Below are 26,785 nucleotides of genomic sequence, written 5' to 3' on the forward strand. Positions count from 1 at the left end.
CTTTCTATTGTACTATCGAAAAACCGTCGGCTACCGCTGGTTTGCCTGCGTTAACGGGATCTTAATGACCTGCATCATGGCAACGGTTCTCGTGCCTTTCCTGCATCTGCTGTCCGTATCCTTCAGCGAATCGTCAGCCATCGTCGGCGGCAAGGTCGGGCTGCTGCCGGTCGGCTGGAGCTTAAGCTCCTATACCCGATTGTTTCACCATCCGAGCCTGCTCGGCGGATTCCGCAATGCCGCGGTGCAGACGGCCGTCGGCACGTTCCTGAGCCTGTTCATGCTGACGATATGCGCTTACCCGCTATCCAAGCCGATTAAGGGACGCAAAGTGTTCATTTGGCTCATTATGATCACGATGTTTTTCAGTGGAGGCCTTATACCTACGTATATGCTGGTCAAAAGCCTGCATTTGATCGATACGCTGTGGGCGATCGTTCTGCCCTTCTGTATCATGCCTTACTATTTGATGATCATGATCAGTTTTTTCCAGAGCTTTCCCGATAGCTTGGAGGAATCGGCACGAATGGACGGGCTGAATCCGATCCAAATCTTATTCCGGATTGTCCTTCCTTTGTCCAAAGCGGTGTTGGCCGCCATGAGCCTGTTCCTTGCCGTCTATTATTGGAACAATTGGTTCAATTCAATGATTTACTTGAACAGCACGGATAAGTATCCGATCATGCTGCTCGTTCGCAATATTGTCGCCGGAGCCGATGTGGCCGGCGGTCCGATGGGGACGGGCACGGACAGCATGTCTGCGGCGTCGCTCAAAGCCTCGGTCATCATGATCACAACGCTGCCGATTGCTTGTATGATCCCGTTCGTGCAGAAGCATTTTGCCAAAGGAGTTATGCTCGGAGCCATCAAAGGCTAATCCCATCTTAAGGAGGCTGATTCTCATGAAACGCAGCACACCTCTTATGCAACATCCGAAGCCAAAACCATGGAAGCACTCACTGCTCGCAGTGACCGCCTTGCTGATCGGCATCGTTCCGGTATTGTCGGCGTGTACCGGCTCCGCTGACGAGAAGGGTACTCCCTCGGGAGGCACCTCCGGCGAAGCCAAGCCTCAGACCTTCACGATGCTGTATAGCGACAATCCGGCTTATCCGTTCAATAAGGATTGGCGCGTGTTGAAGGAAATGACGGCACGTTCCGGCGTCAATCTCGATATTCAGGCGGTCCCGGAATCCGACTACCAGAGTAAAGTCCGCATCGTGCTGAGCTCGGATAAAATTCCCGACATGGTCACAACGGTAAGACAGGCGACCATTATGGAGTTCGCGCCCAATGGAACCTTACTGCCGATCAGCGATTATATGGATAAGCTGCCGAACCTGAAAAAGAAGATCGAGGAGTACAAAATTCAGGAGGAATTGGACAATTGGAAGCCTAAGGACGGCAAACTGTATGTGCTTCCTTTTATGAACGAGGCTGCTTTATACAACCGTGCACCGCTTATCCGGTCCGATCTGCTGAAGAAATACGGCCTGGAGGCGCCGAAAACCGCAGATGAGCTGTATAACGTGCTGAAGAAGCTCAAGGAAATGAATCCAGGCAGCTACCCACTGGCGAATACGAATGCGGAATCGCTGCTTTCGATCTTCGGGGCGGCTTGGGGGATCGACTCCAGCAATAAAGGCTTTTCGTACAATGCGGGCACCCGGAAGTTCGAATACGACTATACGAGCGATAATTACAAAAAGTACGTTACCTTCTTGAACCGGCTGGTCAAAGAAGGGCTGGCCGATCCTGAAATTTTCACCTCGAGCCTGGATCAATGGAAGCAGAAGCTGGCCAGCGGCAAGAGCCTGTTCTCCTTTTATTGGATCAGCGAGCTGCCGCAAATTAATGCGGACGGGAAGAAGAATGTATCCCCGGACTTCGAACTGACCGCTCTGCCTCCGATTGCCGGGCCGGGCGGGACGAAGGCTTACTCCTCGAACCGGATTTATCACGGAACCGTCATTCCGGCGAGCGCAGCCAAAAAGCCGTATTTCGACGCGCTGCTGAAATATGCGGACTGGTTGTACAGCGATGAAGCCAATACTCTGATGACGTGGGGCTTCAAGGGAGACATGTACGAGGAAGCCGACGGCAAGAAGGATTTCACGGATAAAGTGAAAAATGCCCCGAGCATCAACAAAGCGCTGTGGGAGCTGGGTGCGGCCAACAACAACTATACGCTGCTTTATCCGTATCAATGGTTTCTGAAGGTACTGAATACGAAAGAAGTGGGAGTGTTCACGGACGAAGCGATCAAGAACGGCTGGTTCCCGCCGGTCACCAAAATTCCTAAGCTGACGCCGGAGAAGAAGGAAGAGGAGAATTTGGCGATTACCGGGGTGAACGATTATTTTGCCAAAATGCAGGAGCAGTTCGTGTACGGTAAAGTGTCTATCGATGCGGAGTGGGACAATTACGTGAAGGAAATGAACAGCAAGGGCGTGACGAAGCTGCTGGGCATTTATAATGATTCGTTAAAATAATGCGTCGCAATGAGAGGTGAGACGATTGAAAATAGGAATCGACATGCACCACGGCTTCCTGACGGAGGAGCTTCCCGTAGAGCAGGCGCTTGAGAAGGCAAAGCAGGAGGGCTACGAGGGAGTCTATTACAAATCGGCGCTGTATGTATCCGGGACGTTGGACCAGGCGGAGCTGCAGGCGGCGTACCAGTGCGCGAGCGACCTGGGGTTATATATTGACCTGGGCATCGGCAGGGTGAATCCGTTCAATACGAACGAGACGCCCGAGGTATGGATGCTGGGCGGAGGAAATTATTTGCTTGCGATGGAGAAGCTGATCCGGGCGTCGGCTTCCATAGGAGCCACGGAGCTGATAGGCGTCACCGCCGGCTGGAAAGGCATGTTTGACGGTTATCATGTATACGACCGCTACCGCACCGATGTTACCTGGGAGGAGCAGCTGGAAGCCACCTCGCGATTTTTAAGGCGGCTTGCCCCGTCGCTGCGGGAATACGGCGTCCGTATCAATCTGGAGACGCATGAGGAGATTACGACCTTCGAAATTTTGCGGCTGATTGAAGAAGTAGGAGAGGATGTGCTTGGGGTTGCTCTGGATACGGCGAACGTCGTCGCCCGGGGAGAAGACCCGGTGAATGCGGCGAAGCGGGTTTCGCCCTATGTCCATCAAATGCACGCGAAGGACTGCATCGTTACGTTCTCCGACACCGGATTAGTAAGGCAGATTCGGCCTGCGGGAGAGGGCATTGTAGATTTCGCCGCCGTCTGTAAGGAAATTGCTGTGCACTCGCCGGAGCTGCATATGCAAATTGAAGATCACAAAGGGCTGATGCATTGCGACTTCTTCGTAGATGCGTGGAGGCAGAGCCATCCCGATCTGCAGATGGCCGATGTAACCGAGCTGTTCCGTCATGCGAAGCGTTGCGAGCAGCGGATCGCAAGCGGAGAGCTGATGGATCCGGCACTCTATGAACGGTTCAGCTATCAGGAGCAAAGAAATCAGCGTTTGGCCGCGTCGAAGAGCCATTTGTTCTCGGTCGTTCGGCAGCTGGTTCCGTAGAAAACAAAGTAGAAATCCAAATATGGGATAAAGGCAGGGGATAAGCATGACGAAGCAGCCAACAGGGGATAAAGCATTACGTATCATTGTAATCGGAGCCCATCCGGATGAGCCGGATATTTATGCAGGAGGCACAGCAGCGCTATTCGCGGAGTTAGGACACAAGGTCAAGTTTCTGTCCTTAACCGACGGCTGCGGGGGACATCATGAGATGGCTGCGGATGAGCTTGTGCGCAGGCGGACGCTGGAGGCGAAGGAAGCGGCGAAGCGTCTTGGCATCGAAGAATACGAGGTGCTGACCGAGGTTCACGATGGAGATTTGCTCCCGGATCTGCCTATGCGGCAGGAGGTAATCCGGCAAATTCGCCGCTGGCAGGCCGACATCGTGATTACGTTCCACCCGGACGGGGGCAGCCATGCCGATAACCGGTATGCCGGCAAGGTGGTCAGCGACGCTGCATCATTTGTCGCGCATGTTCGCAACGTCGTGCCGGAGGTGCCTGCGCTGAGCCGATCTCCATTGTACCTGCTAATGCCGGATTATTCGATGCGCAGCCGGTATACTGCCGATATCGTCATCGACATTGCCGATGCGCTGGAAAAGAAGCTGCTCGCTTGCGATGCCCACGCCTCGCAGTTTTACGAGTTTTCGGCGTGGGGGCGGGATATGCTTCATGAGGTGCCTGAGAGCTGGGAGGATAAAAAAGACTATTTGCTGCGAGGCTGGGCACAATTCTTTGATACTTCAGAGGAAATGCTGCCCGCATTGATCAAAGGCTATGGAGCGGAACGCGCGGGACAGATCCGTTACGCGGAGCCGTTCGAGATTGCGAGCTATAGCCGCAGGCCGGATGATGAGGAGCTGAAGCAACTTTTTCCGATGCTTTGTCCTTCGTCTGGCGGCATAAACCATCAATAAGAAGAGAGGAGCGTGCTTCGACGTGACGAACCATTTGGATCAGCTGCGCGTGCTGATGATTTGCGCGCATCCGGATGAGCCCGATATGTATGCCGGAGGATTGGCCGCACTGTATGCAGAACGGGGGCATCGGGTGAAATTTCTTTCCCTCACGAATGGAGATGCAGGACATTTCAGCTTGCCTAAGCAGGAGGTTGCTGCGAGACGCAAGCAGGAAGCAAGGCTTGCGGCACAGCGCCTCGGAATCGACGCCTATGAGGTGCTGGATCATTCGGACGGCATGCTGGAGCCGAGCCTTGCCCTGCGCCACGAAGTGCTGCGGCACATTCGCGCTTACGAGCCGGATGTGCTGGTTACCTTCCACCCGGAGGGCGGAAACAGCCCGGATAACCGGTATACCGGCAAAATCGTCAGCGATGCGGTTCCTTACGCAGGGCTGCCCCAGTATATGCCGGACCCGGATGCCCCTTACTTGAAGAAGAAGCTGTTGGTGCTGCTGATGCCCGATATGTCGCTGCACAATGACTATAGACCCGACGTTGCTATCGATGTGAGCAGCGTCATTGAGAAAAAGCTGCTCGCCTGTGATGCCCATGCGACGACCTTCTACGAGCTGATCCCCTGGTTTAAGGGGACGCTCGATCAGGTACCGGTCGCGTGGGAGGACCGCAAGCGGTACTTGCTCGACAACTGGCCTACCACATTCTACGCTTCCCCTCGAATGCGGACTGCGTTGGAGCAAGCCTACGGAAGCGTGCGTGCGGGGGAGGTCCGCTACGCGGAAGGCTTCGAAATCGCCCGGTACAGCTTCAAGCCGGATGCTGAGCAATTGAAGCGGTATATTCCCATGCTCGGGGAGGGGTAAACGACTCGAATGAAACGTTTAGCCATTCTCGGCTGTTGGAATCCTTATCATGCTCTCGATTTCGTCAAAGAGCTGCGAAGCCTACCGGGTGCAGAACTATCGGCGGTATGGGACGACGATCCGATCCGCTGCGAATCGTTTTGTGCACAGCACGGAATCGCATTCGAAGCGGATTTGGATAGGCTGCTCGCTAATGACATGCTCGATGGAGTGATCATCTGCGCTTCCGTGAATAAATCCGCACCGCTTGCAGGTACAGCGGCGGCGGCAGGCAAGCCGGTGTTCTGCGATCATCTCTTGTCGGCATCGCTTCATGCCGCCGTGGAAGCTTCGAAGAGAATCGAGGCATCGGGGATTCTCTTCGGTATGGATTTGCCCTTGACCTATTGGCCGGTCAACCTGGCGGCCATACAAGCGGTGCAATCGGGCAGGCTAGGGCCTCTGACCGCATTGCGCATACGCAATGCGCACGATGGAGCTATCGGCGGCCTGCCGGCAGCTTTACCCGACGCCGACTACGGCGTCGGTGCGGATTTGGGCGCGCACGGCCTATACTTGATGACGTGGCTTATGGGCACGAGAGCGGCATCCGTCTATGCCGCGCAGGGACGCTATTCCGGCAGTCCGTTTCCGGATAACGCCGCGTATGTATTCGAGTTCGCGAACGGAGCTGTAGCTGTGCTGGAATCGAGCTGGGTAGCGCGCCGTTCTCCATTCTCGATAGAGGTCTACGGCACGAAAGGCGCCTACCTCGGCAGGGGCGCTACAGGCAAGCATCACCGGCTGCTGCTTGCATCCGATGCCATCGTCCAATGCCACACCGACGAGCCTTGGGAGCCAGCCGTTCCCGCTGCAGCCTGCGAATCGAACCTGTCACTCTGGCTGAAGAAGCTCGCCGGCGAGGCGTCGGATAAGCCGCTCGCAGGGCTCGCGGAGGGGCTGGAGCTCGCCCGGCTGCTGGAAGCGATCCGCCTTTCTGCGGCTTCAGGACGCAAGGTGTTCTTGGATGAGCTGGACGGAGCGGGTTAATCGCGCCGAGACATAAGAAATTTCGGCTTGCGAGCCGGTGTTCAAGCGATCTTGCGCACGTTCGACTCTATAGGTGTGAGCACTTGAAAATCGCAACGCAAAGCAGCCTGTCATTAAAATTCGACAGGCTGTGAACTGTTTAGTCCGGTTGGCGTCCGCACTCCAGCCAGGCTTACGAAGATCGGACAGGAGATCCGTTATTTCCTGAAATGATGCCGCTTTGGCAGTACGATCGGACCGTGAGTCCGCTATTTGCTCCTTTGACCGGATAAAGCAGTCGATTTTGGCCAACTAAAGGATCTGTAGTCCGATCACCCTGCAAATGGAACCATTTTTGGTAAAATAACGGATCTGTTGTCCGTCACAGCTTGGGCCACATTTTTCAACGGACGGGCAGCTAACGAATTTGCGGCAGCCTTAGTCTCAAGTTCAACCTGCTCACTCACACCTTCTGATTCAGCTTATACTGCTGCCTGAATTCATTGGGCGTGAAGCCTGTGAATCTTTTGAACATACGGGACAAATACGGTGTCTGCATGCCCAGCCGCTCTGCGATTTCAGCTATGGTCATGTCCGTATGGATGAGCAGCGCGTTTGCTTTTTGCATCCGCTTCTTGTTGATATAGACGATAGGCGAGACGCCGAGCATGGACTTGAAATAATGCAGAAAATATTTCGGATGAAAATGGACAAGCTGAGACAACGTCTCGACCGTTATTTGCTCGGATAAATGCTTGTCGATATATTGAAGCACGATGTACAGCTTGTGGACCGAAGGGATCGACGCCGTCTGCAGCGGATCGACGGTGGACAGCTCGATAAATCGCGATATCATATGAAACAGCAGCGATTTGACGATAAAAGGCGCGGCCAGCGCATCGCTCTCATGCTGGTCGATCAGCTCTTGAAACTGGCTTTTTACCGTCTCGTCTTTGCCAAGGGCAATACGATGCGGGGCGATCAGCAGATCGAACAGATGATTTTCTCCAACGGTTGCGGTAAAATGGCACCAATATTGCAGGAAAGGGGCCGACTCGCTCGTCGAATAAGAAATGCGAGCGCCGGCTGGCACAAGAAACAGCTCGCCCGGGCGAGGATAGTATTCGATATTGTTGATCTTCAGCCAGCCTTCGCCGTCGAGGAAATAACAGAGCATGTTTTCCTTTTGAATCTGGTTGGTGCCGCTCCAGTCCGGCCTTACTCTCGTAAGTGCCCCTGTCGTCATGTGGATCTGCGTATTGGAAATGTAAGTGCGGGCCAAGTCCATCGGCTGGGTCACCTCTCCATAAAAATAGCTTACTATCGTGCAAAAAACACCTATTATTATACCTTCATTTCCCGCTATTCGCATCTTACAATGAAGTTACATTGTAATGGAAGGGGCATGTTTCAATGAATGAAGCCGTACTTGCAAAACCTACCGTGCAGCAGCTCCGGTGGCAGGATATGGAGTTGGGGATGTTTTGCCATTTTGGAATCAATACGTTCTGCGATCAGGAGTGGGGGGACGGCACCGATTCTCCGGAGCTGTTCAACCCGACGCAGCTCGATGCCCGCCAGTGGGTTCGCACAGCGAAGCAAGCGGGATTTGCTTACCTGATATTAACGGCCAAGCACCACGACGGCTTCTGTCTATGGCCGACGGCCACGACTGATTATTCCGTCAAATCGAGCCCGTGGAAACATGGACAAGGCGATGTAGTTCGAGAGGTGGCGGATGCCTGCCGGGAGGAAGGAATCCGTTTCGGACTGTACTTGTCCCCATGGGACCGTCATGAGCCTTGCTATCCGGACAAGGAAGCCTACGACGATTTTTACGCCGCTCAGCTTACGGAGCTGCTTACGCAGTATGGACCGCTGGTCGAGGTGTGGTTCGACGGGGCGGGCTCCCAGGGCAGAGAATACGACTGGCAGCGTATTATGGGATTGGTGAAGCAGCACCAGCCGGATGCGATGGTGTTCAATATGGGCACGCCTACGATTCGGTGGGTGGGCAATGAGGATGGCGTGGCGCCATACCCTTGCTGGAATACGACGGATTCGGCCAAGCTCAACATGTACACGGACGAAACGACATCCTGGCTGCCGGAAACCCCGGCATGGGTGCCTGCCGAGTGCGATGTGCCGATCCGCAAGGACCGCTGGTTCTGGCACCCGAACGACGAGCATACGCTTCGCTCGCTGGACAACTTGATCGATATTTATTATCGTTCTGTCGGCCACGGCTGTACGTTATTGCTGAATGTGGCTCCCGATGACCGCGGGCTTATGCCGGAGGCGGATATTAAGCGTTTGATCGAATTCATGGACGAAATCAAGCGAAGATTTTCCAATCCGATAACCCGTACGGACGGAGCAGAAGGAGAATCCGTACTGCTCTCGTTGAACGAGGAGACCGATATCAATCATGTGATCACCATGGAGGATATTGCCCACGGCGAACGTATACGTTCTTACGTGCTTGAAGCCGAGGTGCAGGGACAATGGGTGGAATTGGTTACAGGCAGCGCTATCGGCCATAAAAAAATCGACCGCTTCGAGACGGTCCGCGCAAGACAGCTTCGGTTGCGAGTGACGAACAGCGTGGACACCGCCCTGATTCGCAGCTTGGCATGTTATTGCTGCTAAATATGGCCTGTTAGGCTATCATTCATACTGCAGCTGCAGCCCTTTAAGCAATTTATTGCTTGAAGGGCTTTTCCCTGTATTGCCCTTCAATACAACATCTGCTAAGATGATCTTAACTTATTAAATCAGTTTAAAAAGTATCATCACTTTTGGATGAAAGGCTTTGATCTACATGACGAATGTATTTAAGGCACCGAAGGAAATAAGGGAGCCGTTAATTTATCGCATCCGCGCGGGGCTCATCATGATGGGGAGCGCCACGAAAGCGGAGCTAAGCCAGCGCCTGGGGATTAGCTTTCCGACGATCAGCAAGTTTATGGCTCAGATGGAGAAGGATGGAGAGATCCGCTATACAGGCGATGACGATTCCAGCGGAGGCAGAAGGGCCAAGAGGTATACCTACGATCCGGAATACATGCTGGGATTAGCGATTTTTCTCGAGAAGGACGAAACCAATTATTCGATATTTAACTGTATCGGTGAAGTCAAAGAGCAGGGGACCAAGCCAAGCGTATTGCATCAAGAGGTGCAAATGCTGGCGGACCTTATCGAAGCGCTGATCGAGAAGTATCCAAGACTTCGTTCCATCGCTATCGGTGTGCCCGGTGCCGTCAACAATGGGAAAATCATCTTTATCCCGCCCTATCAGCAATTCCTAGACTATGATCTCAAAGAAGAGATTGAATCCCGATTCCAAATACCGGTCGTAGTCGAAAATGATATGAATGCATCGGTGCTCGGATATGCATCGAACCTCGAGATTGAGAATGAATCGCTGGTTTATTTGTATTTTGGCCAGAACGGGCCGGGCTCCGGCATTATGATCCATGGCGAAGTGCTGCGGGGCAGCACGTTTTTCTCGGGGGAAATTTCTTTCGTGCCCCAGTACGATAATCAGTCGTTCCTGCAAGCTCTGCAGACAAACGACCGCAATCGCCGGAACTTATTGGCTGGAGACAGCCAGATGGATGCCGTCGCTCGTTTAATCGCCACGTTCACCGCGATTCTCAACCCTAAAGCAGTCGTTTTTTGCGATGATGAGGCGGATGAAGCGCTTCTCGCCAGGGTCGCGGAGAGAAGCTCGGCTTATATCCCGCAGGAGCATTTGCCGATGCTCGTGATGAGCAGCTGGAGGCAGGATTACTTGACCGGCTTGCAGCAGTTAGCGCTGAATTTGATGATTACGGATTGCTGTTAGAAGGAGTTGTACTATGGCTACCCTGTTTTTGGTTATTATCTATATGGCGTTTATCAGCCTGGGAATTCCGGATTCTCTGCTTGGTTCGGCATGGCCCGTGATTCGGCTCGACATGGGAGCTTCCTTCGGCTTCGCGGGAATCTTATCCATGATTGTGGCCGGAGGAACTATTGTTTCCAGTCTGGCAAGCGGTACCTTGGTTCAGCGATTGGGGACGGGAAAAATGACTCTGATCAGCTGCTGCCTTACGGCAGGGGCGCTGCTCGGGTTCTCGATGGCGCCATCAATGATCTGGCTTGTGTTGTTGGCCATTCCTCTTGGTCTGGGCGGAGGCGCGATTGACGCGGCTCTGAATCATTATGTGGCTGAGAATTATAAAGCCCATCACATGAACTGGCTGCACTGTTTTTGGGGTGTAGGGGCTACGATGGGCCCTATCATTATGTCGTATTTTATCGCGGAGCATAACTCATGGAGAGATGGCTATTTAGCGGTATCGTTGATACAATTCGCTCTCGCGATGATTTTGCTAGTTACGCTCCCCCTATGGAAACGGATCGCCGAGATGAGAGCGGCTGAGCGGGAGAACCTTCATTTGTCACAAGATCAAGACGCATCTGAGCTCATCCAGCCTGTAAATAGTTCCACGGCAAACGTCCTCCGGATAAGAGGTGTGAGACCTACGCTGATCGCTTTTTTGTTCTATTGCGGGGTTGAATCGATGGTGGGATTGTGGGGAGCCAGTTATCTTGTAACTGCAAGAAATATGACCGCCGAGACCGCTGCCGGGTGGATCTCTTTGTATTATGGCGGAATAACAGCGGGAAGGCTCATTACAGGCTTTATTACATTGAAGGTCCACAATCGTGTGTTAATCCGGTGCGGTCAGAGCATAGCTCTTGCGGGCGGGTTGCTGCTGCTGCTCCCTTATCCTTCGTTGATCCTTGTTGGACTCATTCTCATTGGTCTTGGGCTTGCTCCTATCTACCCCGGGCTTCTTCACGAAACACCTTCGCGCTTCGGACGGGAGCATGCTGCCAAGCTAATGGGTTACCAGATGGCTGTCGCATACACAGGCACCACCTTTCTGCCTCCGCTCTTTGGGTTGCTCGCTACACAAACGAGTATCTCCTTATTGCCTTTTATTGCGCTTGCGTTCATTTTATTGATGCTTCTGAGTTCGGAGAAAGTCAACCATATTTTGAGCAAACAAACGGAATCTAAGGTATCTTTAGAAAAATAAATATCGCAGCTTGGATCAACATGGTCCATTATTCTGTAAGCTGACCGCCATATCTGCATTCCCAGTTCTTCCATGAATTTGTATGTTATAATGTCATTGAATTATTTGGAGATCCGGCGAAGAAAGTGACTGGTGATATATTAATTATGGATCAGGCTAACAAGCTGTCCGACCGCGAGCTTCGTTTCATTGTCGGCCGCGAGCAGGAACTTACAGTATTTGAGAAAATACTTGAGAAAATAAAAAAGAATCGTGATATGGGATTGTTTCATGTTTACGGAACGGGAGGAGTAGGCAAAAGCTCTTTTCTTCGTTTATGCCGACAAAAAGCACAGCAACTTGGTGCCGTTTATCTTCAGCTGCACAGCCGTGACTTTGTCCATACGGAGCAGGGGATCGGTGCAGCACTACTTTCGCAGATCGGTTTATCGGCAGAGAATGAAAAAGATCCCCTTCGCTACTTTGGCGAGCAAATTGCGCAACAAGCAGGCGAGCGTGTGGTTGTGCTTGCAATCGATACCTTCGAAGAAATGCAAGATATGGAGAACTGGCTCCGCGACCGCCTCATTCCGATGCTTCCTGAACGGCTTCTTCTCTTGACAGCGAGCCGCTTTCCACTTAGGGGAGGCTGGCTGTGGTCGCCGGTCTGGCGAGAGAGGATCTGCCAGCTCCCGTTAAAGCAGCTCGATCGGGATGAGTGTATTAAGTATCTTGATTTCTGCGGCATCACCGATGATTTTCAAATCGAGCAGATTTGGCGCAGAACAAACGGTCATCCGCTTGCCATATCATTAGCCGCCGCATTCAATTTTTCAGAAAGTACAGTTCCTATTAAAGGCGGAGACTTGTTTAAACAGTTAGCCGCTTTGTGGCTTCAAGAGATACCCGATAGAGAGCTTAACCGTTTCGTTGAAGCGGCATCCGTCTTACGGGTTTTTGATCAAGAGAGGCTATCTTCAGTCTTGGAAGAGGAGGTGCCGACAGACCTCTTCGATCGGTTGATCGAGCTGTCATTTGTCAGACGGACTGAACGCGGATGGCAGCTGCACGATTTGATGCGTAAATCGATGAATAATCGTTTGAAGGAACGGCGACCTAAACGGCATCTGGAGTTGACGAAAAGGTGTATCGAATATTATGCGAAAGCTATTATTGAAAGCAAAGACCGAAGCGCTATTGAGTGGGAGGTCGGTGAATTACTTCATTATGCGGATATCGACGTCCTGCGCGCGTTAACCTTTGGGGACGATCTTAGTCATTACTGGGAAGCCGTGACTGAAACGACACTGCGGGATGCACTGGCATATGCAAAATGGCGAGAAACAAATACGCAGCCCGTTTCGGGCTATGAAATTGACCCAGTAACGGGAAACAGCTTTCAATTCAATTATTCGAAAGAACAGGTTCGTTATAATGCTGCACCGCTAGATCTGGAATTGTTGTTTAAAATGGAGCCGTCGTCAATCAAGCTGCTCCGGGACCCGAATGATCAAGCTTGCGGGCTGGCGATATGGATACCGATTCATGCCGGGACTTTGCCTTGGCTGCAGAAGGACCCGTTATTCATTCCTTACCTCCATACGCTGACAGAGAAGGAAAGCAGCCTGCTGGTTACCCCTCGCGAGCATCCTGCAGGCTGGTTCCTTCGCTCCTTTGATTTCGTCGATGTTCTCAGTCCGAAGGTACGAGCCGCAGCTATCCGACTCATCTATTCCTACTTATGCAGAGGCGGCCTAACCATCTGTACGCCGTATGATAGTGAGATCGGCCGTAAATCGTATACCGGTTTCGGTTTTCGTCACGTGAAAGGAGCAGATCATTACAATTATGATGGCCTGACGCTGACACCGACCTATGCGCTTGATACACGAAGCGAAAAGCTGGCCGCATTCTTGATGGAGTTATTCCAACGGTCAGGCATCGATCTCGTCAATATCGTTAATTTCCCGATAGAACAGCAGCTAAGCGAGCCAGCCTTAGTCGGATTACTAAGTGACAGAGAGCATGACGTTGCCAAGGAGGTTGCCGCAGGCTATTCCAATGCAGAGATTGCGGCAAGGCTTTTTGTAAGCGAATCTACAGTTAAGAAACATATGAAGTCTATCTATTCGAAGCTCGGCATTCACAATCGAGCGCAGTTAACGGCGAAGCTGATAGGTAAATCTTGATTACAGCGATTGACAATGGGATTTATACGGATTCCTAATAACTGGAGCTGTTCCGATCACATGCTTTCGTGTGACTCAGGACAGCTCCTCTTTATTCCCTTTTACCCGGCACATCGCAATCGCCTGCTCTATCAATCTAGCATTTACAAATTTTTCTTGCACTCTTACTGGAGTGAAAGGTATATTTTAGAAGATATGTAGACTGCTGATAGGGAGACAGACAATGAAAAGAATGAAAAGCTTGAGCAAGGGAGTCATGAAAGGCTCGCTATCCTTACTGGTGGCGGCTACGATGTTCGGAGCTCCGGTATACGCGGATGCGCTGCCGAATGGGGCGACGATTCCCGCATTGGTACAGAAAACAACCTCCTCCGTTGTGGCTATTATCGGCCGTCCGAGCAACGATAAAACCTTATCGCGGGCGGATAGGTACCAATTCGCTCACGGGACAGGGGTTATCGTCAGAAATGACGGATATATATTGACGAATGCCCATGTCGTGAAAAATATGCGCAACCTGACGATCGTGACCTCCGACGGGAAATCGTACTCAGGCAAAACGACGCACTATGATGAAGAGAGCGATCTCGCGCTTGTCAAGATTGAAGCATCGGGACTGACACCTGCTACGTTCGCGTCCTCTTCGGACATTCGCGTCGGCGAATCCGTAATGGCTATCGGAACTCCGTTATCTTTCGCGCTGCGAAATTCGGTAACGTCCGGCATCATTAGCGGGATGGAACGGTCCGTTCAATCCAAATATCGGCTGATTCAAACCGACGCGGCCATCAACCCGGGCAACAGCGGCGGAGCGCTTGTGAATATGAAGGGTGAGGTTATCGGCATCAACACGATGAAATATGTGGAGTATGGCGTTGACAGCCTGGGCTTCGCGATTCCTGTTGATACGGTGCAGTATGTGCTGGACCAGTTTTTTAAATACGGCAAGGTGAAACGCCCGACATTAGGATTGGAGCTTGCGGAAAGCTGGGAAGCGGTGGTCGGTCTCCCGTCAAGCAGCGGCCTCGAGGTAACGTTCGTAGAGCCGGATTCCCCGGCCGCCAAGGCGGGCATTAAGCAGGGGGACAAGCTTCTATCCATCAATTCCGACTCCGTACATAGTATGGTGGAATACAACGAAGTGCTTAAAAAATACTTGCCCGAAGATAAGGTAAATCTAACGCTGCAATCCGGGCTCGACACGCGAAAGGTCGATCTGGTACTTAGTGAAGACAAGTCGGGAAGCGTTGCGGTTATCCAGGATTCGGACGGTTCTTACATCGATGCCGACCAGGGGAAGACGATGATCGGGGACAGCCACTTCGGCTGGTCGATGAAATATCCTACGGGGCTGGTCAAGACGAATCAGTCGGCTAACGGCAGCATGGTTACGTTTGCCGATGCCAAGGGCGGTTATGCTATCACGATACGCATTCAGGAGAAACAGAGTCCCGACATGACGCCTTATGGATTGATGAAAAAGCTGGACAGGGAAGATATGGTCGATACGATTTTGGAGAAGCGATATGTCGAGGGCGGTCCGGATTCTCCGTCGTATGCCAAATTGGTAGGAGAGATGGGAAATGAATTGTATTTCCAGTCTCGCGCCTTTTTAAAGGAAGACAAGGTGTATTATGTTACTCTTATGGTCAATACGAGCGACAGCAAGAACAGCGCGGCTCAGCGTAACAGCATTGCCGATGTGCTCGATTCATTTAAACTGGAGTATGATGCGAAGAACAGCTCGTTAAAGGACATTACGGCTTATCAAGATAAGAATTCGGTGACGACGGAATACGGGGTGGCCTTTGATTTGCCGCAGGATTGGAAAGCGGTCGGCGGCGATCTCGATTATGTGAACAAGGACGGAGACCAAGCGGTCACGATTCGCGTAACCTCCGCAGTCTCAGGCGATACGTTGGCGAGCTGGGCGGCAAGAGAGGAAAAGGAATTTACTGATTCTTACGCGGAAGGCTATCGTGAGACCCAAGGTGCGAAGGAAGTAACCGTCGGCGGCGTCACAGCGATGCAGAACTTGTACAGCTGGACAATGGGGGATAAATGGAAGCAAACCTATGCTTACTATATTATTAAGGATAAATATAAGTACGAGCTGACGTGGACTTATGAGAAAGCATCCGGCGGCGAGACGCTGGAGCAGCATATTGCCGATTGGACCGGCACGATACATTTCCCTAAAGACGCGCTGAACCGCTCGTTAAGCGTCATTCAGGATGAAGCGGATCTGATCGATCCGAGTCGGACCATCACTTATACCAATAATAAATACGGTTATTCGCTGCAGCTTCCGGAGCGCTGGTACGATGGAGGGAACGAGAGCGCCATCGACGCAGCGACGAAGACTTTTTCATCCATGGGGGCTAACCTGTCGATCCTGGCGGATGACCGTTCCAGTCTGGAAGAGGTGCTGAATCGAACCGAGCAAGAGTATAAGAAGAATCTAGACAATGATGCGAATTACAAATATACCGAGACGGATGAATCGATGTTCGACACGGATGTCAAGAAATTTGCGGTTCAATACAAAAGCAGGAATATCCCGTACACGCTTCACGAATACGTCTTTGCGAAGGATGGAATTGTATATACGGTTCGTGTGCGGGCCAACGAAGCCGTAAAGACGGACAAGCTGTGGAAGCAGCTGAACGATGCTGTGCAGTCTATGGATTTCACGGTGAAATAATCTCATCTGTGCCGGCTCCCGGAAGGGAGCCTTTTCTTTGACATGATGATTAGGTACAATGAGATTCAATAGCAGCTCTAGAACATAAAGAAGAGGTGGTTGTCCTGAATTATTCATTTGATCGTATCATAGACCGTCGCAACACTCGTTCTTACAAATGGGACCAGAATGAAAAGCTGTTCGGAGAACCCGACGTCCTCCCGTTATGGGTTGCAGATATGGATTTCCCCAGCCCTCCGGCCGTTAAGGAAGTGCTGAAACAACGGGCCGACTTGGGGATGTATGGCTATGCGATCCGCACGGATTCGTATTTTGAAGCCATCGTCAACTGGTTCCGCGATCGGCATCAATGGGAGATTCAACCGGATTGGATAACGGATTCTCCCAGCATCGTGACCTCGTTAAGCTTGGCCGTGGAGCTGTTCAGCGAACCGGGAGCACCTGTCGTTATACAGACGCCGGTCTATTATCCGTTCTATGACGTCATTGAAAGCAACGGGCGAAAAGTAGCCAAAAACTCGCTCCTGCTGCGCAACGGACGCTTCGAGATGGATTACGAGCATTTGGAGTCCCTGTTCCAAGAGGGAGCCAAGCTCCTGCTGCTCTGCAGTCCTCATAATCCCGGCGGACGCGTATGGGAGCGTGAGGAGCTGCAGCAGCTGGGCGAGCTCTGCTTGAAATATCAGGTGACCGTCGTTTCCGACGAGATCCATTGCGACTTGACCTTCCCGGGACATAAGCATACCCCGTTCGCTACGTTGTCTCCGGAAATTGCCGACATTACCGTGTCCTGCCTGGCGGCAACCAAGACGTTTAATCTGCCGGGGCTGCATACCTCCTTCATCGTTGCTACCAATGCCAATCTGAGGCGGAAAATGGCGCGCAGACTGCAGACGCTCAGCTTGCATATGGCGTCGCATTTTGCCCAGGATGCCGTGGAGGCGGCTTACCGTAATGGAGCGGATTGGCTCGATGAGATGATGGCCTATGTCCAAGGCAATCTGGAATACGCGATCGACTATTTGGGATCGAATCTGCCGCAAGTCAAGCCGCTTCGCCCGGACGGCACCTACTTGCTCTGGCTGGATTGCCGCGAGCTCGGTCTGGATGCCAAAGGGTTAAAGCACTTGATGTACAACAAGGCCAAGGTAGCCTTTAATGAAGGCTCGGTCTTCGGAACCGAGGGTGCCGGCTGGCTGAGAATCAATCTCGCGTGTCCGAGATCCATATTGGAGCAGGCGCTGAAGCAGTTTTGCGATGCAGCGAATGCAAACGAATAAACACGTAAAAAACAAACCGCAAAGACCCTTTAACGGGTTTGCGGTTTGTTTTATTGTTGGGGTGAAGCCGCTTCTTTAAGCAGCATCTCGCTGCTTTGTTCAAGAACCATGGGGTACAGCTCCACTTTGCCGGGCGCCATAGCCTTTAATTCGTCCAAGACGGCAGCGGAAGCGTACACCTTGTCGGCATGAACAAGGTTATCCTGCAGCTGCTCGGGATGATCCAAACCAACGCTCATGGCTTCGATTTGCGTAATCCCTGCAGCATCGACTCGCTTGGCCATCCATTGTCCGCCGGCGTTGCCCAAGCAGACGAAGCTTACTTTGCTTCCCGGCTCCAGCCTGGCAACGTCCAGCAAAAAGGACATTTCGATCGTAGCGCCAATGACCAGAAGTTTGGCATCCAAGCCGGCAAGCATAGCTTTCACCTCATCGGCATGATTCAAGGTGGTGACGATCGTATGGGAATGCTCCAATGCGGCAGCCAAAGCGCCGGGATTCCCCGCAAGATCCTCGAGAAAGACGGACACGACGTCCGCACCCGTGACCCGCTCGATTTCCTTACGGTAAAAAATATGATCATGCTCCTTGCATTCGATAAAAACAAACCGCAAAGGATGCGAGGCTTTCGTATGGTGCAGCAAAATGTAGGCAAGGGCAGCTGTGAAAAACTCATCCAGCGGAATTCCCAGCCGCCCGGCTTCCTGGATCGTTGTAGTCACCAGATCGTGCATAGGCTGACGAAGTCTTTGCAGCTCGTCGGTCTTCATATTCGTCATAACGGTCGTGCCGCGGCCTTTTTGCAAAGCCACAATCCCTTCATCCTGCAGCTGGTTATAGACGAGATTGACTGTATTCCTGTTCAACCCCAGAATATCCGCCAATTGATTAGCAGGAGGCAGCATGTCGCCGGGCTTGATTTGGCCGATCCCAATGAGCCATTTCAGCTGCTCTCGGATTTGGGTATTTACCGAAAACGTCAGCTTGGGATTTACCTTTAACATGAGCTGGCTTTCCATATCTATATCCCCATTTCACTAATTACTATATGTTTGGTACTTTAAATGTACTTTAACTAGAAAGGGAATGCAAGGCGTGATTATTAAGAGCATTTTCATGTTGACATTCCGAAAATAACTAGTATGATATGGATATAAATACCTATTCATTTAGTTATATTAGTGGGAGGGGAATGACAAGATGAGCAAAGATATTCGACCGCCATTCACCATGGAGACCGCATTGGCGAAAGTTCAATTCGCTGAAGATGCATGGAATTCAAGGGATCCGGAACGGGTAGCTTTAGGCTATTCAGAAGATTCCAACTGGCGCAACCGTACGGAGTTTTTCACGGGACGCGAAGCCATTAAGGCGTTTCTGACCCGCAAATGGCAGAAGGAGCTGGACTATAAGCTGAAGAAAGAGCTGTGGAGCTTTACGGACAACCGTATCGCCGTGCGCTTTGAATACGAGTACCGGGATGCCGGGACGGGCCAATGGATGCGAACCCATGGCAATGAGCTGTGGGAGTTTGGCGAGGATGGTCTGATGAGGCGGCGGGATATGAGCGCGAACGATTATCCGATTCAGGAAACCGACCGGCGTTATAAATAAGAATACATTATACATTAAAGTGAGTGAGAGACATTCGTCATAGGACGGATGTCTTTTTGTGTTAGCCTCTAATTTCCAACCTATAAAGTTATGGACAAACAGTGTCCTTTTTGTTGCATTATTTTGAAAATGGACGGTCCAATAGGCTGACCAGCGGCTGGTGACACATGCAGCCTTCTCTTTTAGAGTTAGGGTGTACCAAGCAAGCATGCAGTCGATAGGAGCTGAGAGACATGAATTTACCCAAGGTACCCAGATGGTTCGCGTTATTATACGTGACGGCGTTGATGCTGTTAATTACCACCGGGTGCGCAGAAAACGTCATTGTGCTGAATCCCAAAGGCCCGATTGCCGAGCAGCAGCGGGATTTAATGATTGTTTCCACTCTGCTGTGCAGTGTTGTCATCCTGCCTGTGCTGATTATGACGGCTGTGATCGGCTGGCGTTACCGCGACAAAAAGGGGAGAAAGGCGAAATACACGCCGAACTGGGAGCACAGCACGAAGCTCGAGGTCATTTGGTGGGGGATTCCGATCCTCATCATTTTTACGCTGGCTGTGATTACGGTGAAGTCGACCTATGCGTTGGAGCCGTCCAAGCCCTTGGTATCCGATAAAAAGCCGCTGACCGTTCAAGTGACCTCCCTGGACTGGAAATGGCTGTTCCAATATCCGGAGCAGGGAATCGCCACGGTGAACGAGCTGATCATTCCGCAAGGCGTTCCCGTCCGCTTCGAGATCACGGCGGATTCCCCAATGAATTCCTTCTGGATCCCGCAGCTTGGCGGGCAGATCTATGCGATGTCGGGCATGGCCATGACGCTGTATTTGCAAGCCGACGAAGTGGGGACGTATTGGGGGTCCGGCGCCAATTTTACCGGGGAGCATTTCGCGAAGATGTTCTTCAATGTACAGAGCATGAAGGAAGAGAGCTTTGAACAATGGGTGAACAAGGTCAAAGCCGATTCTCCCGCGCTTACCATGGATGGCTATAAGCAGCTGGCCCTGCCATCCGTTTCGGATCGCAGAACCTTCTCCGCGTTCCCCGAAGGCTTGTTCGAGATGACGGTGACGAAATATGCGTCGTCGCACCAGCATGGCATGCCGCAGAAGCATACGCATGAGATGAAGCCGGAGAAGTAACGGTCCAATAGTAGAAAAGGGAAGGAGAGATGGGGTCATGGGGGAGAAGCTGAAGACGTTCGCTTCGCAATTTTTCGTAACGGGCGATCCGTTGATCTATGGAGCGGATGTCACGATTGTCCTGACGATCGCGGCCATCGTGTTCGGTTTCACTTATTTGAAAAAATGGGGGTGGCTGTGGCGCGAATGGCTCACGACCGTCGATCACAAAAAAATCGGCATCATGTACATTCTGGCCGCATTCCTGATGCTGTTCCGCGGCGGCGTGGATGCACTATTGATGCGGGCGCAGCTGGCGATGCCGGAGTTTCACTTCTTGGAGCCGGATCATTATAACCAAATATTCACAACTCACGGCGTGATCATGATTTTGTTTATGGCAATGCCGTTTATGTTCGGCCTGTTCAATGTCATCATCCCGCTGCAGCTTGGGGCGAGAGACGTAGCATTTCCGTTTTTGAATGCTCTCAGCTTCTGGCTGTTTTTCTCGGGAGCGATGCTGTTCAATCTGTCCTTCGTTATCGGAGGATCGCCGGATGCCGGATGGCTCGCGTATCCTCCCTACTCGGAAAAGATGTTCAATCCAGGCGTCGGGCAGGATTTTTACATTTGGGGCATCCAAATTTCCGGGATCGGCAGCTTGATGACGGGGATTAACTTCCTGGTCACTATATTGAAAATGCGCGCGCCCGGCATGAAGCTGATGAAGATGCCTATGTTCGCCTGGTCGGTTTTGTCGAGCTGCATCGCCATCATCTTTTCGTTTCCGATCTTAACGGCGACGCTGGCGCTGCTGTTCTTGGACCGTTACGCGGGAGCGCATTTCTTCACCTTAGACGGCGGCGGCAACCCAATGATGTATATTAACCTGATTTGGATGTGGGGACATCCGGAGGTGTACATTATCGTACTCCCGGCATTCGGTATTTTTTCCGAAATTGTCGCTACGTTTTCCAGGAAAAAGCTGTTCGGCTACAAATCGATGGTGTACGCCATGATGATTATCAGCGTACTGTCGTTTCTCGTATGGGCGCACCACTTTTTCACGATGGGCTCGGGTGCGGATGTCAATGCCTTCTTCGCTCTGTCCACGATGCTGATTGCCATTCCGACCGGTGTGAAGGTGTTCAACTGGCTGTTCACCATGTTCCGCGGGAAAATTACGTTCGAGACGCCGATGCTTTGGACGATGGGGTTCATCCCCTGCTTTATTATAGGCGGTATGACAGGAGTGCTGCTGTCGGTCGCTCCGGCTGATTTTCAGTTCCATAACAGCTACTTTTTGATCGCGCACTTTCATCAAGTCATTATCGGCGGCGTTGTATTCGGCTACTTCGCGGGACTCTACTACTGGTGGCCGAAGCTGTTCGGCTTCAAGCTGAATGAGCGCATCGGGAAATGGGCGTTCTGGCTGTGGAATATCGGCTTCTACATCTGCTTTATGCCGCAGTACGTGCTTGGCCTGATGGGCATGACGCGGCGGATCGTAACATACGGGTGGGACAAGGGTTGGTGGGAGCTGAATCTGGTTTCCACAATCGGTGCCGGCTTGATGGGTGTCGCCTTCTTGTTCCAGGTATGGCAGATTGCGCGTGGCATCCAGCACCGCCGCAGCAACCAGGATACGACCGGAGATCCGTGGAACGGACGTACGCTGGAATGGTCGATGCCGTCTCCTGCGCCGCACTATAACTTTGCCGTTCTGCCGCACGTAACGAAGCAGGACGATTGGTGGGAAACGAAGCTGCGCCGCGAGCAAGGACAGACGGATCCTGTAGTGTCAGGCAAGCTGGAGCCGATCCATATGCCCAAAAACTCGGGGATTCCTGTTATCATGTCGGGCTTCTGGTTTCTAGCCGGCTTCGGCTTCGTGTTCAACTGGCTCTGGCTCATCCTCCCGGGGCTCGCTGGCGTAGCGATATGTATGCTTGTCCATTCGTTCAACTACGATACGGATTATTATATCCCGGTGGAGGAAATTACACGTACGGAAGCGGCGGCAAGGAGGGAGACGGTCTGATGGTTCAAGCTACCAATGTTCACTCGGCCGGGGCAGAAGAACACCACGGGCATCCGGATATCGAAGGCATGCGCACATTCGGCTTCTGGATTTACTTGATGACGGATGTGATGATTTTCGGCACTTTTTTCGCAACATACATCGTTCTTAAAGGAAGTACCGCAGGCGGTCCCGGTCCTGCCGACCTGTTCGAGCTTGGCGGGGTCATTGCAAGCACGTTGATATTGCTATTCAGCAGCTACACCTGTGGACTGGCCTTGTTATCCATGAATAAAGGGAGCCTTAGAGCCTTGATCGGCTGGCTGGCTGTAACGGCGCTGCTAGGGACGATCTTCATCGGGCTGGAGATCAAGGAATTCGCTCACTTCGTTCATGAAGGAGCAACCATCGGTACCAGTGCTTTCTTATCGGCCTTCTACACGTTAGTAGGTACGCACGGCCTCCATGTACTGATCGGTATCGTATGGATGATAGCGTTGATGGTTCAATTGTCGCGTCAGGGAATCACGCCGGTTACGAAGCGTAAAGTCAATATCATCAGTCTGTTTTGGCACTTTTTGGACGTCGTCTGGATCTTTGTCTTCACGGTGGTCTATTTGATGGGGGTGAGCTAGATGGCACAGCATGAATTTGTTCATGGGAACGATGACGGTGAAGCACACGGCTCGTTCCGGTCATATACGGCAGGCTTCCTGTTATCCCTTGTATTGACCGCTATTCCTGTAGCTATCGTACTGAACGGATGGCTGGAAGGGATAAGCAACGCTATCGTCTTGATGGCTGCCGCTGTGCTGCAACTGTTCGTCCAGCTGTTGTTCTTCATGCATCTGCGTGAGGAAAAGAAACCGCGCTACAACCTGATTTCCCTTCTTCTCGGCTTGGTTATTTTACTCGTTATCGTGGCCGGGTCGATGTGGATCATGACATACAATATGGTAGCTCAGTAAGCATTCCGATCTCTTGAAAACCGTGTTCAGTCATCAGTCATACTATTAAAACAACGGAGGTACTATGAGATGAAAAAAATGTTCACAGCTTTGGTTGGTGTTGTCAGTGTTGTCGGTCTGTTGTCTGTCGCAGCTTGCTCCAATCCAGCTTCTATCGGCTTGGAACAGGCCGAACCGGTTCAAGTCGAGGTAAGCACGGTGCAAGAAACGCTTCTGCCGGGACGCGCCATTTTGCTGGAAGCGAAGGTAACTCAAGGAAACGACAAGGTCGAGGACGCTCAGGAAGTGAAATTTGAAATTTGGAAAAAAGATCAGCCTAACCATCAAACCGTTACGGCTTCTCATTGGAAGGATGGCGTGTATCGCATCAAAACGATGTTCCCTGAAGACGGAACCTACAATGTCATTGCTCATGTTACAGCAAGAGACATGAGTGTGATGCCGCAGAAGGAATTGGTGGTGGAAAAGGTCCTTGGCACAAAATGATCCGGCATGAGACCTTCATCGCCGGCTTCATAAAAAAAGTTCAACCGAAACCGGACTTGTTATAACTCAAACGAAAGGTGCATGAAAGCTTGCGTTCCGGGAACGAAGCTCTCATGCACCTTTATTGTTGCCTTATGATTGAAGCACGGCGCGAAGCGCTGCGGCAAATTTGGTGATGCCGGCCACAATCTCTTCCTTTTTGGCTCTTGCGAAGGTGAACCGCACATAACCGGAATCCGAACCATAGACGCTTCCAGGCACGAACACTACGCCTTGACGGATCGCCTCTTCGAACAGCTTGTTGTCGTTGACCTCGCCGTTGATTTTGCACCACAGATGGAGTCCACCGTTGGGAACCGTAAAGCTGATTTCATTCGGCAGCTCTTTCTGCAGCGTTTCCACTACCAAATCCCGCTTGTACATGAGATTCATGCGCAATCGTTCCAGATGAGGCTGGAAGTAGGAGGACTGCAAGAACAGAGCGGCGACGTTCTGAGGTACGACGCTTAGCCCGAAATCCATCTGCTGCCGGGCATCGGCCAGCCGCTCGACTACGGAGTTCGGAGCTACCATCCAGCCGACTCGAAGTCCGGATGCCGCGATCTTGGAGAAGGAGCCGATGTAGAGGACGGAGCCGAAGGAATCCATCGCTTTGAGCGGCTGCGGCGGATTGCCGTCATAGGCCGTCAGGCTGAAAGGATCGTCCTCCACAATCGGCAGACCCAGCTCGCTCGCCACATCCAGCAGCTCCTTGCGGCGGTCCGTATCGAGCAATACGCCTGTCGGATTTTGAAAGTTCGGGTTCATGAACAGCATCTTGATGCGATGCTTTTTGTACAGAGTGCGGACATCCTCCGGGCGAATCCCTTTCTTATCGACGGGAAGACGGAATAAACGGAGTCCGGCCGACTGAAACATGGGCAAGGAGTAGCAGTACGATGGATCCTCGATCGCTACGGCGTCACCGGGAGCCAACAGGCATTGCGTGATCAAATATAGCGATTGCTGGGACCCGGAAGTGACGAGAATCGACGAGTTCGTCGTTTGAATGCTTCTGTGGCGGCTCAAATAGTGAACGAGCGCATCCCGCAGCGGGACGAACCCTTGCGGATTATCGTAGCCCAAATAATCGGAATAATGGTTTTCCTTCATAATATGATTGATTTCTTGTACCGGAGATATATCGGGTCCAAGCTCCCCGCTCGCAAAATCAATCAATGCCGGGTCCAGCTGAAGCGCTTCGCGGATGCGGCGCAAAAAGGGCAAATTCGGCAGGAAGCCCCCGCCTTCCACGTACCGGTGCCAATTGGGTGTGTGCTTCGGCGTAGCTCCCCATTTGAATTTGCTGACCCGCGTTCCGCTTCCCGACCGGCTCTCGATAATTCCGTGCGATCGAAGCTCGGCATAGGCCAAGATCACCGTGCTTCGGTTAACGCCTAATTGATCCGCTAATTTTCGTTCGGAGGGAAGCAAGCTTCCGGGCGGAAATTCGCCATAAGAAATTCTCTTCTCGAGATCGTCGGCAATTTGTTGATATAAGGGCTGGTTGTTTAGACGATCGGGTTTCCACATAACGCTACTCCCCCCGGTATATGTTCTGTTTGGAAGTATCTTATAACGAATGGTGATTGTGATGTTCATCATACCACTGGATTGAATAAGCTGCCGCTTCCCTTTGTAGCACTATGATGACAAATGTTTATCAATCTATTGAACATGGATGGGAAACGGGAGCGGGAATTGGATGGTCTGACGGCAAAAGCCTGCTGCTCCCAGTATCGTCTTATCTTATACGAACCAAACGTCGGGAATGGATGGTATCCGTCGCTTGATTTTGGATGGTTACTTTTTCATTTGAACATTTATCATAGTGGATAAGTCGGGAATTCTTGATCATGAGGGAGGAATTAGTCTATGAATCAAAATCATGTCTGCGTTGCCGTTGTCCAATCTGCACCCGTATTGTTCGACAAGCTATCGTCTATTGACCTGATCGTGTCGAAGACGAAGGAAGCTGCTGAACGGGGAGCGCAGCTTGTTGTTTTTCCTGAAGTTTTTATACCTGGCTATCCGAGAGGATTGACGTTCGGGACCCGGGTGGGCAGCCGGAATGATGCAGGAAGAAGCGACTGGGCGCGTTACTGGGACAGCGCGATCGACATACCTGGAGCGGAAACCAAGCTGCTTGGCGATCTGGCCCAAGAGACCGGCGTCTATCTTGTTGTAGGCGTTGTGGAGCGGGACCGGGATTACAGCCAAGGGACGCTGTACAATACCATTTTATATATCGGACCGGATGGACAAGTTTTGGGCAAGCATAGGAAGCTCGTCCCCACGGGGTCGGAGCGGCTTCTATGGGGTCAAGGCGATGGGAGCACGCTTACGGTTATCGATACGCCCTTCGGAACCGTCGGCGGACTTATTTGCTGGGAAAACTATATGCCGCTTGCCCGTATGGCAATGTATGCGCAAGGAGTCGATATTTTCGTCACCCCTACGGCGGACTCTCGCGACACCTGGCAGGCTACGCTGCAGCATATTGCCTGTGAAGGAAGGTGCTACGTCTTATCGAGCAACCAATATGTGACCAAGGCGTCCTATCCCGCCGATTTGGCCTGCTATGATGATATTGAGCATGACGACGTTATTTTGTGCAGAGGAGGCAGCGCAATAGTCGGCCCGCTTGGGGAGTATATTGCCGAGCCTCTATATAATGAAGAAGGCATCTTGCTGGCAACACTGGATTTGTCCAGGATCGCGAAGAGCCGCTTTGATTTCGATGTGGCAGGCCATTACAGCAGACCCGACGTGTTTCGATTAACCGTCAACACAGAGCGAAAGGATATTGTCGTCTTCGGCAAGTGAGCAGCATTTCCAATAGAATATCTAACGGTAATCTGCCCATCATGTAGTTATTGACTACGGAAGGGCAGTTTTTGTCATTTGACACGGCAATGATGGTGAAAATCGTCGAAAAAAGTCTGAATTGATCA

Annotated in this window: 22 protein-coding genes; 19 read left to right on the top strand and 3 right to left on the bottom strand. The window is 51.8% G+C overall.

Annotation, left to right across the window (positions count from 1 at the left end; translation table 11 throughout):
* Nucleotides 1-7: 7 nt before the first annotated feature.
* From DVH26_RS11240 to DVH26_RS11265, 6 genes are read left to right on the top strand one after another with little or no spacing between them, the layout of a single operon-like run.
* A complete protein-coding gene (locus DVH26_RS11240) occupies nt 8-877 on the top strand; it encodes a carbohydrate ABC transporter permease (RefSeq protein ID WP_239633775.1) in 870 nt (289 codons plus the stop codon).
* A 25-nt stretch (nt 878-902) separates the two neighbouring features.
* Nucleotides 903-2,492, top strand: coding sequence for an extracellular solute-binding protein (locus DVH26_RS11245; protein ID WP_239633776.1), 1,590 nt, complete (start codon nt 903-905; stop codon nt 2,490-2,492).
* Between the two features lie 25 nt (nt 2,493-2,517).
* Nucleotides 2,518-3,549 (top strand): sugar phosphate isomerase/epimerase family protein, encoded by a 1,032-nt coding sequence (locus DVH26_RS11250; RefSeq protein ID WP_239633777.1) that lies wholly within the window; start codon nt 2,518-2,520, stop codon nt 3,547-3,549.
* A 46-nt stretch (nt 3,550-3,595) separates the two neighbouring features.
* A complete protein-coding gene (locus DVH26_RS11255; protein WP_239633778.1) occupies nt 3,596-4,468 on the top strand; it encodes a PIG-L deacetylase family protein in 873 nt (290 codons plus the stop codon).
* A 22-nt stretch (nt 4,469-4,490) separates the two neighbouring features.
* A complete protein-coding gene (locus DVH26_RS11260) occupies nt 4,491-5,333 on the top strand; it encodes a PIG-L deacetylase family protein (protein WP_239633779.1) in 843 nt (280 codons plus the stop codon).
* Between the two features lie 9 nt (nt 5,334-5,342).
* Entirely contained in the window at nt 5,343-6,362 is a 1,020-nt protein-coding gene (locus tag DVH26_RS11265; protein WP_239633780.1) for a Gfo/Idh/MocA family protein, read from the top strand.
* 442 nt (nt 6,363-6,804) lie between these two features.
* Here the strand turns inward: DVH26_RS11265 and DVH26_RS11270 are convergent, their stop codons facing one another.
* Nucleotides 6,805-7,629, bottom strand: a complete 825-nt coding sequence (locus DVH26_RS11270; RefSeq protein WP_239633781.1) for a helix-turn-helix domain-containing protein — start codon at nt 7,627-7,629, stop codon at nt 6,805-6,807.
* 125 nt (nt 7,630-7,754) lie between these two features.
* Between DVH26_RS11270 and DVH26_RS11275 the strand changes: the two genes are divergently transcribed.
* The 6 genes from DVH26_RS11275 to DVH26_RS11300 all read left to right on the top strand — a co-directional run bounded on the left by DVH26_RS11275 (nt 7,755) and on the right by DVH26_RS11300 (nt 17,583).
* Nucleotides 7,755-8,990, top strand: a complete 1,236-nt coding sequence (locus DVH26_RS11275) for an alpha-L-fucosidase (RefSeq protein ID WP_239633782.1) — start codon at nt 7,755-7,757, stop codon at nt 8,988-8,990.
* Nucleotides 8,991-9,162: 172 nt separating this feature from the next.
* Entirely contained in the window at nt 9,163-10,188 is a 1,026-nt protein-coding gene (locus tag DVH26_RS11280) for an ROK family transcriptional regulator (RefSeq protein WP_239633783.1), read from the top strand.
* Between the two features lie 13 nt (nt 10,189-10,201).
* Complete coding sequence (locus DVH26_RS11285) at nt 10,202-11,431, top strand: MFS transporter (RefSeq protein WP_239633784.1); 1,230 nt, start codon at nt 10,202-10,204, stop codon at nt 11,429-11,431.
* Between the two features lie 146 nt (nt 11,432-11,577).
* A complete protein-coding gene (locus DVH26_RS11290; protein ID WP_239633785.1) occupies nt 11,578-13,599 on the top strand; it encodes a LuxR family transcriptional regulator in 2,022 nt (673 codons plus the stop codon).
* A gap of 223 nt (nt 13,600-13,822) precedes the next feature.
* A complete protein-coding gene (locus DVH26_RS11295; protein WP_239633786.1) occupies nt 13,823-16,303 on the top strand; it encodes a trypsin-like peptidase domain-containing protein in 2,481 nt (826 codons plus the stop codon).
* Nucleotides 16,304-16,407: 104 nt separating this feature from the next.
* Complete coding sequence (locus DVH26_RS11300) at nt 16,408-17,583, top strand: MalY/PatB family protein (RefSeq protein ID WP_239635338.1); 1,176 nt, start codon at nt 16,408-16,410, stop codon at nt 17,581-17,583.
* 50 nt (nt 17,584-17,633) lie between these two features.
* On the opposite strand, the gene DVH26_RS11305 is transcribed toward DVH26_RS11300, so the two are convergent.
* Entirely contained in the window at nt 17,634-18,602 is a 969-nt protein-coding gene (locus tag DVH26_RS11305; protein WP_239633787.1) for a GntR family transcriptional regulator, read from the bottom strand.
* Nucleotides 18,603-18,783: 181 nt separating this feature from the next.
* Here DVH26_RS11305 and DVH26_RS11310 point away from each other — a divergent pair, with 181 nt between their 5' ends.
* The 6 genes from DVH26_RS11310 (at nt 18,784) to DVH26_RS11335 (ending at nt 23,792) form a co-directional block, all read left to right on the top strand.
* Nucleotides 18,784-19,197: a nuclear transport factor 2 family protein gene (locus DVH26_RS11310; RefSeq protein WP_239633788.1), complete on the top strand. Its 414-nt coding sequence runs from the start codon at nt 18,784-18,786 to the stop codon at nt 19,195-19,197.
* Between the two features lie 233 nt (nt 19,198-19,430).
* Nucleotides 19,431-20,339, top strand: coding sequence for a ubiquinol oxidase subunit II (gene cyoA, locus DVH26_RS11315; protein WP_239633789.1), 909 nt, complete (start codon nt 19,431-19,433; stop codon nt 20,337-20,339).
* A 37-nt stretch (nt 20,340-20,376) separates the two neighbouring features.
* Nucleotides 20,377-22,359 carry a cbb3-type cytochrome c oxidase subunit I gene (locus tag DVH26_RS11320; RefSeq protein ID WP_239633790.1) on the top strand — a complete coding sequence of 661 codons (1,983 nt, stop codon included), beginning with the start codon at nt 20,377-20,379 and terminating at the stop codon, nt 22,357-22,359.
* Nucleotides 22,359-22,973, top strand: a complete 615-nt coding sequence (cyoC, locus tag DVH26_RS11325; RefSeq protein WP_239633791.1) for a cytochrome o ubiquinol oxidase subunit III — start codon at nt 22,359-22,361, stop codon at nt 22,971-22,973. The genes DVH26_RS11320 and cyoC overlap by 1 nt, the downstream gene beginning before the upstream one ends.
* Entirely contained in the window at nt 22,974-23,306 is a 333-nt protein-coding gene (gene cyoD, locus DVH26_RS11330) for a cytochrome o ubiquinol oxidase subunit IV (RefSeq protein WP_239633792.1), read from the top strand.
* A 69-nt stretch (nt 23,307-23,375) separates the two neighbouring features.
* The gene (locus DVH26_RS11335; RefSeq protein WP_239633793.1) at nt 23,376-23,792 is read left to right on the top strand and encodes a FixH family protein; all 417 of its coding nucleotides are present in this window, start codon (nt 23,376-23,378) and stop codon (nt 23,790-23,792) included.
* Nucleotides 23,793-23,924: 132 nt separating this feature from the next.
* Here DVH26_RS11335 and pdxR read toward each other — a convergent pair whose 3' ends face one another.
* Nucleotides 23,925-25,364, bottom strand: a complete 1,440-nt coding sequence (gene pdxR / locus DVH26_RS11340) for a MocR-like pyridoxine biosynthesis transcription factor PdxR (protein WP_239633794.1) — start codon at nt 25,362-25,364, stop codon at nt 23,925-23,927.
* A 342-nt stretch (nt 25,365-25,706) separates the two neighbouring features.
* On the opposite strand from pdxR, the gene DVH26_RS11345 reads away from it, so the two are divergent.
* Nucleotides 25,707-26,657: a carbon-nitrogen hydrolase family protein gene (locus DVH26_RS11345; protein WP_239633795.1), complete on the top strand. Its 951-nt coding sequence runs from the start codon at nt 25,707-25,709 to the stop codon at nt 26,655-26,657.
* The last annotated feature ends 128 nt before the right edge of the window (nt 26,658-26,785 follow it).

Source organism: Paenibacillus sp. H1-7 (assembly GCF_022354825.1).
In the GTDB taxonomy this organism is placed as follows: domain Bacteria; phylum Bacillota; class Bacilli; order Paenibacillales; family NBRC-103111; genus Paenibacillus_S.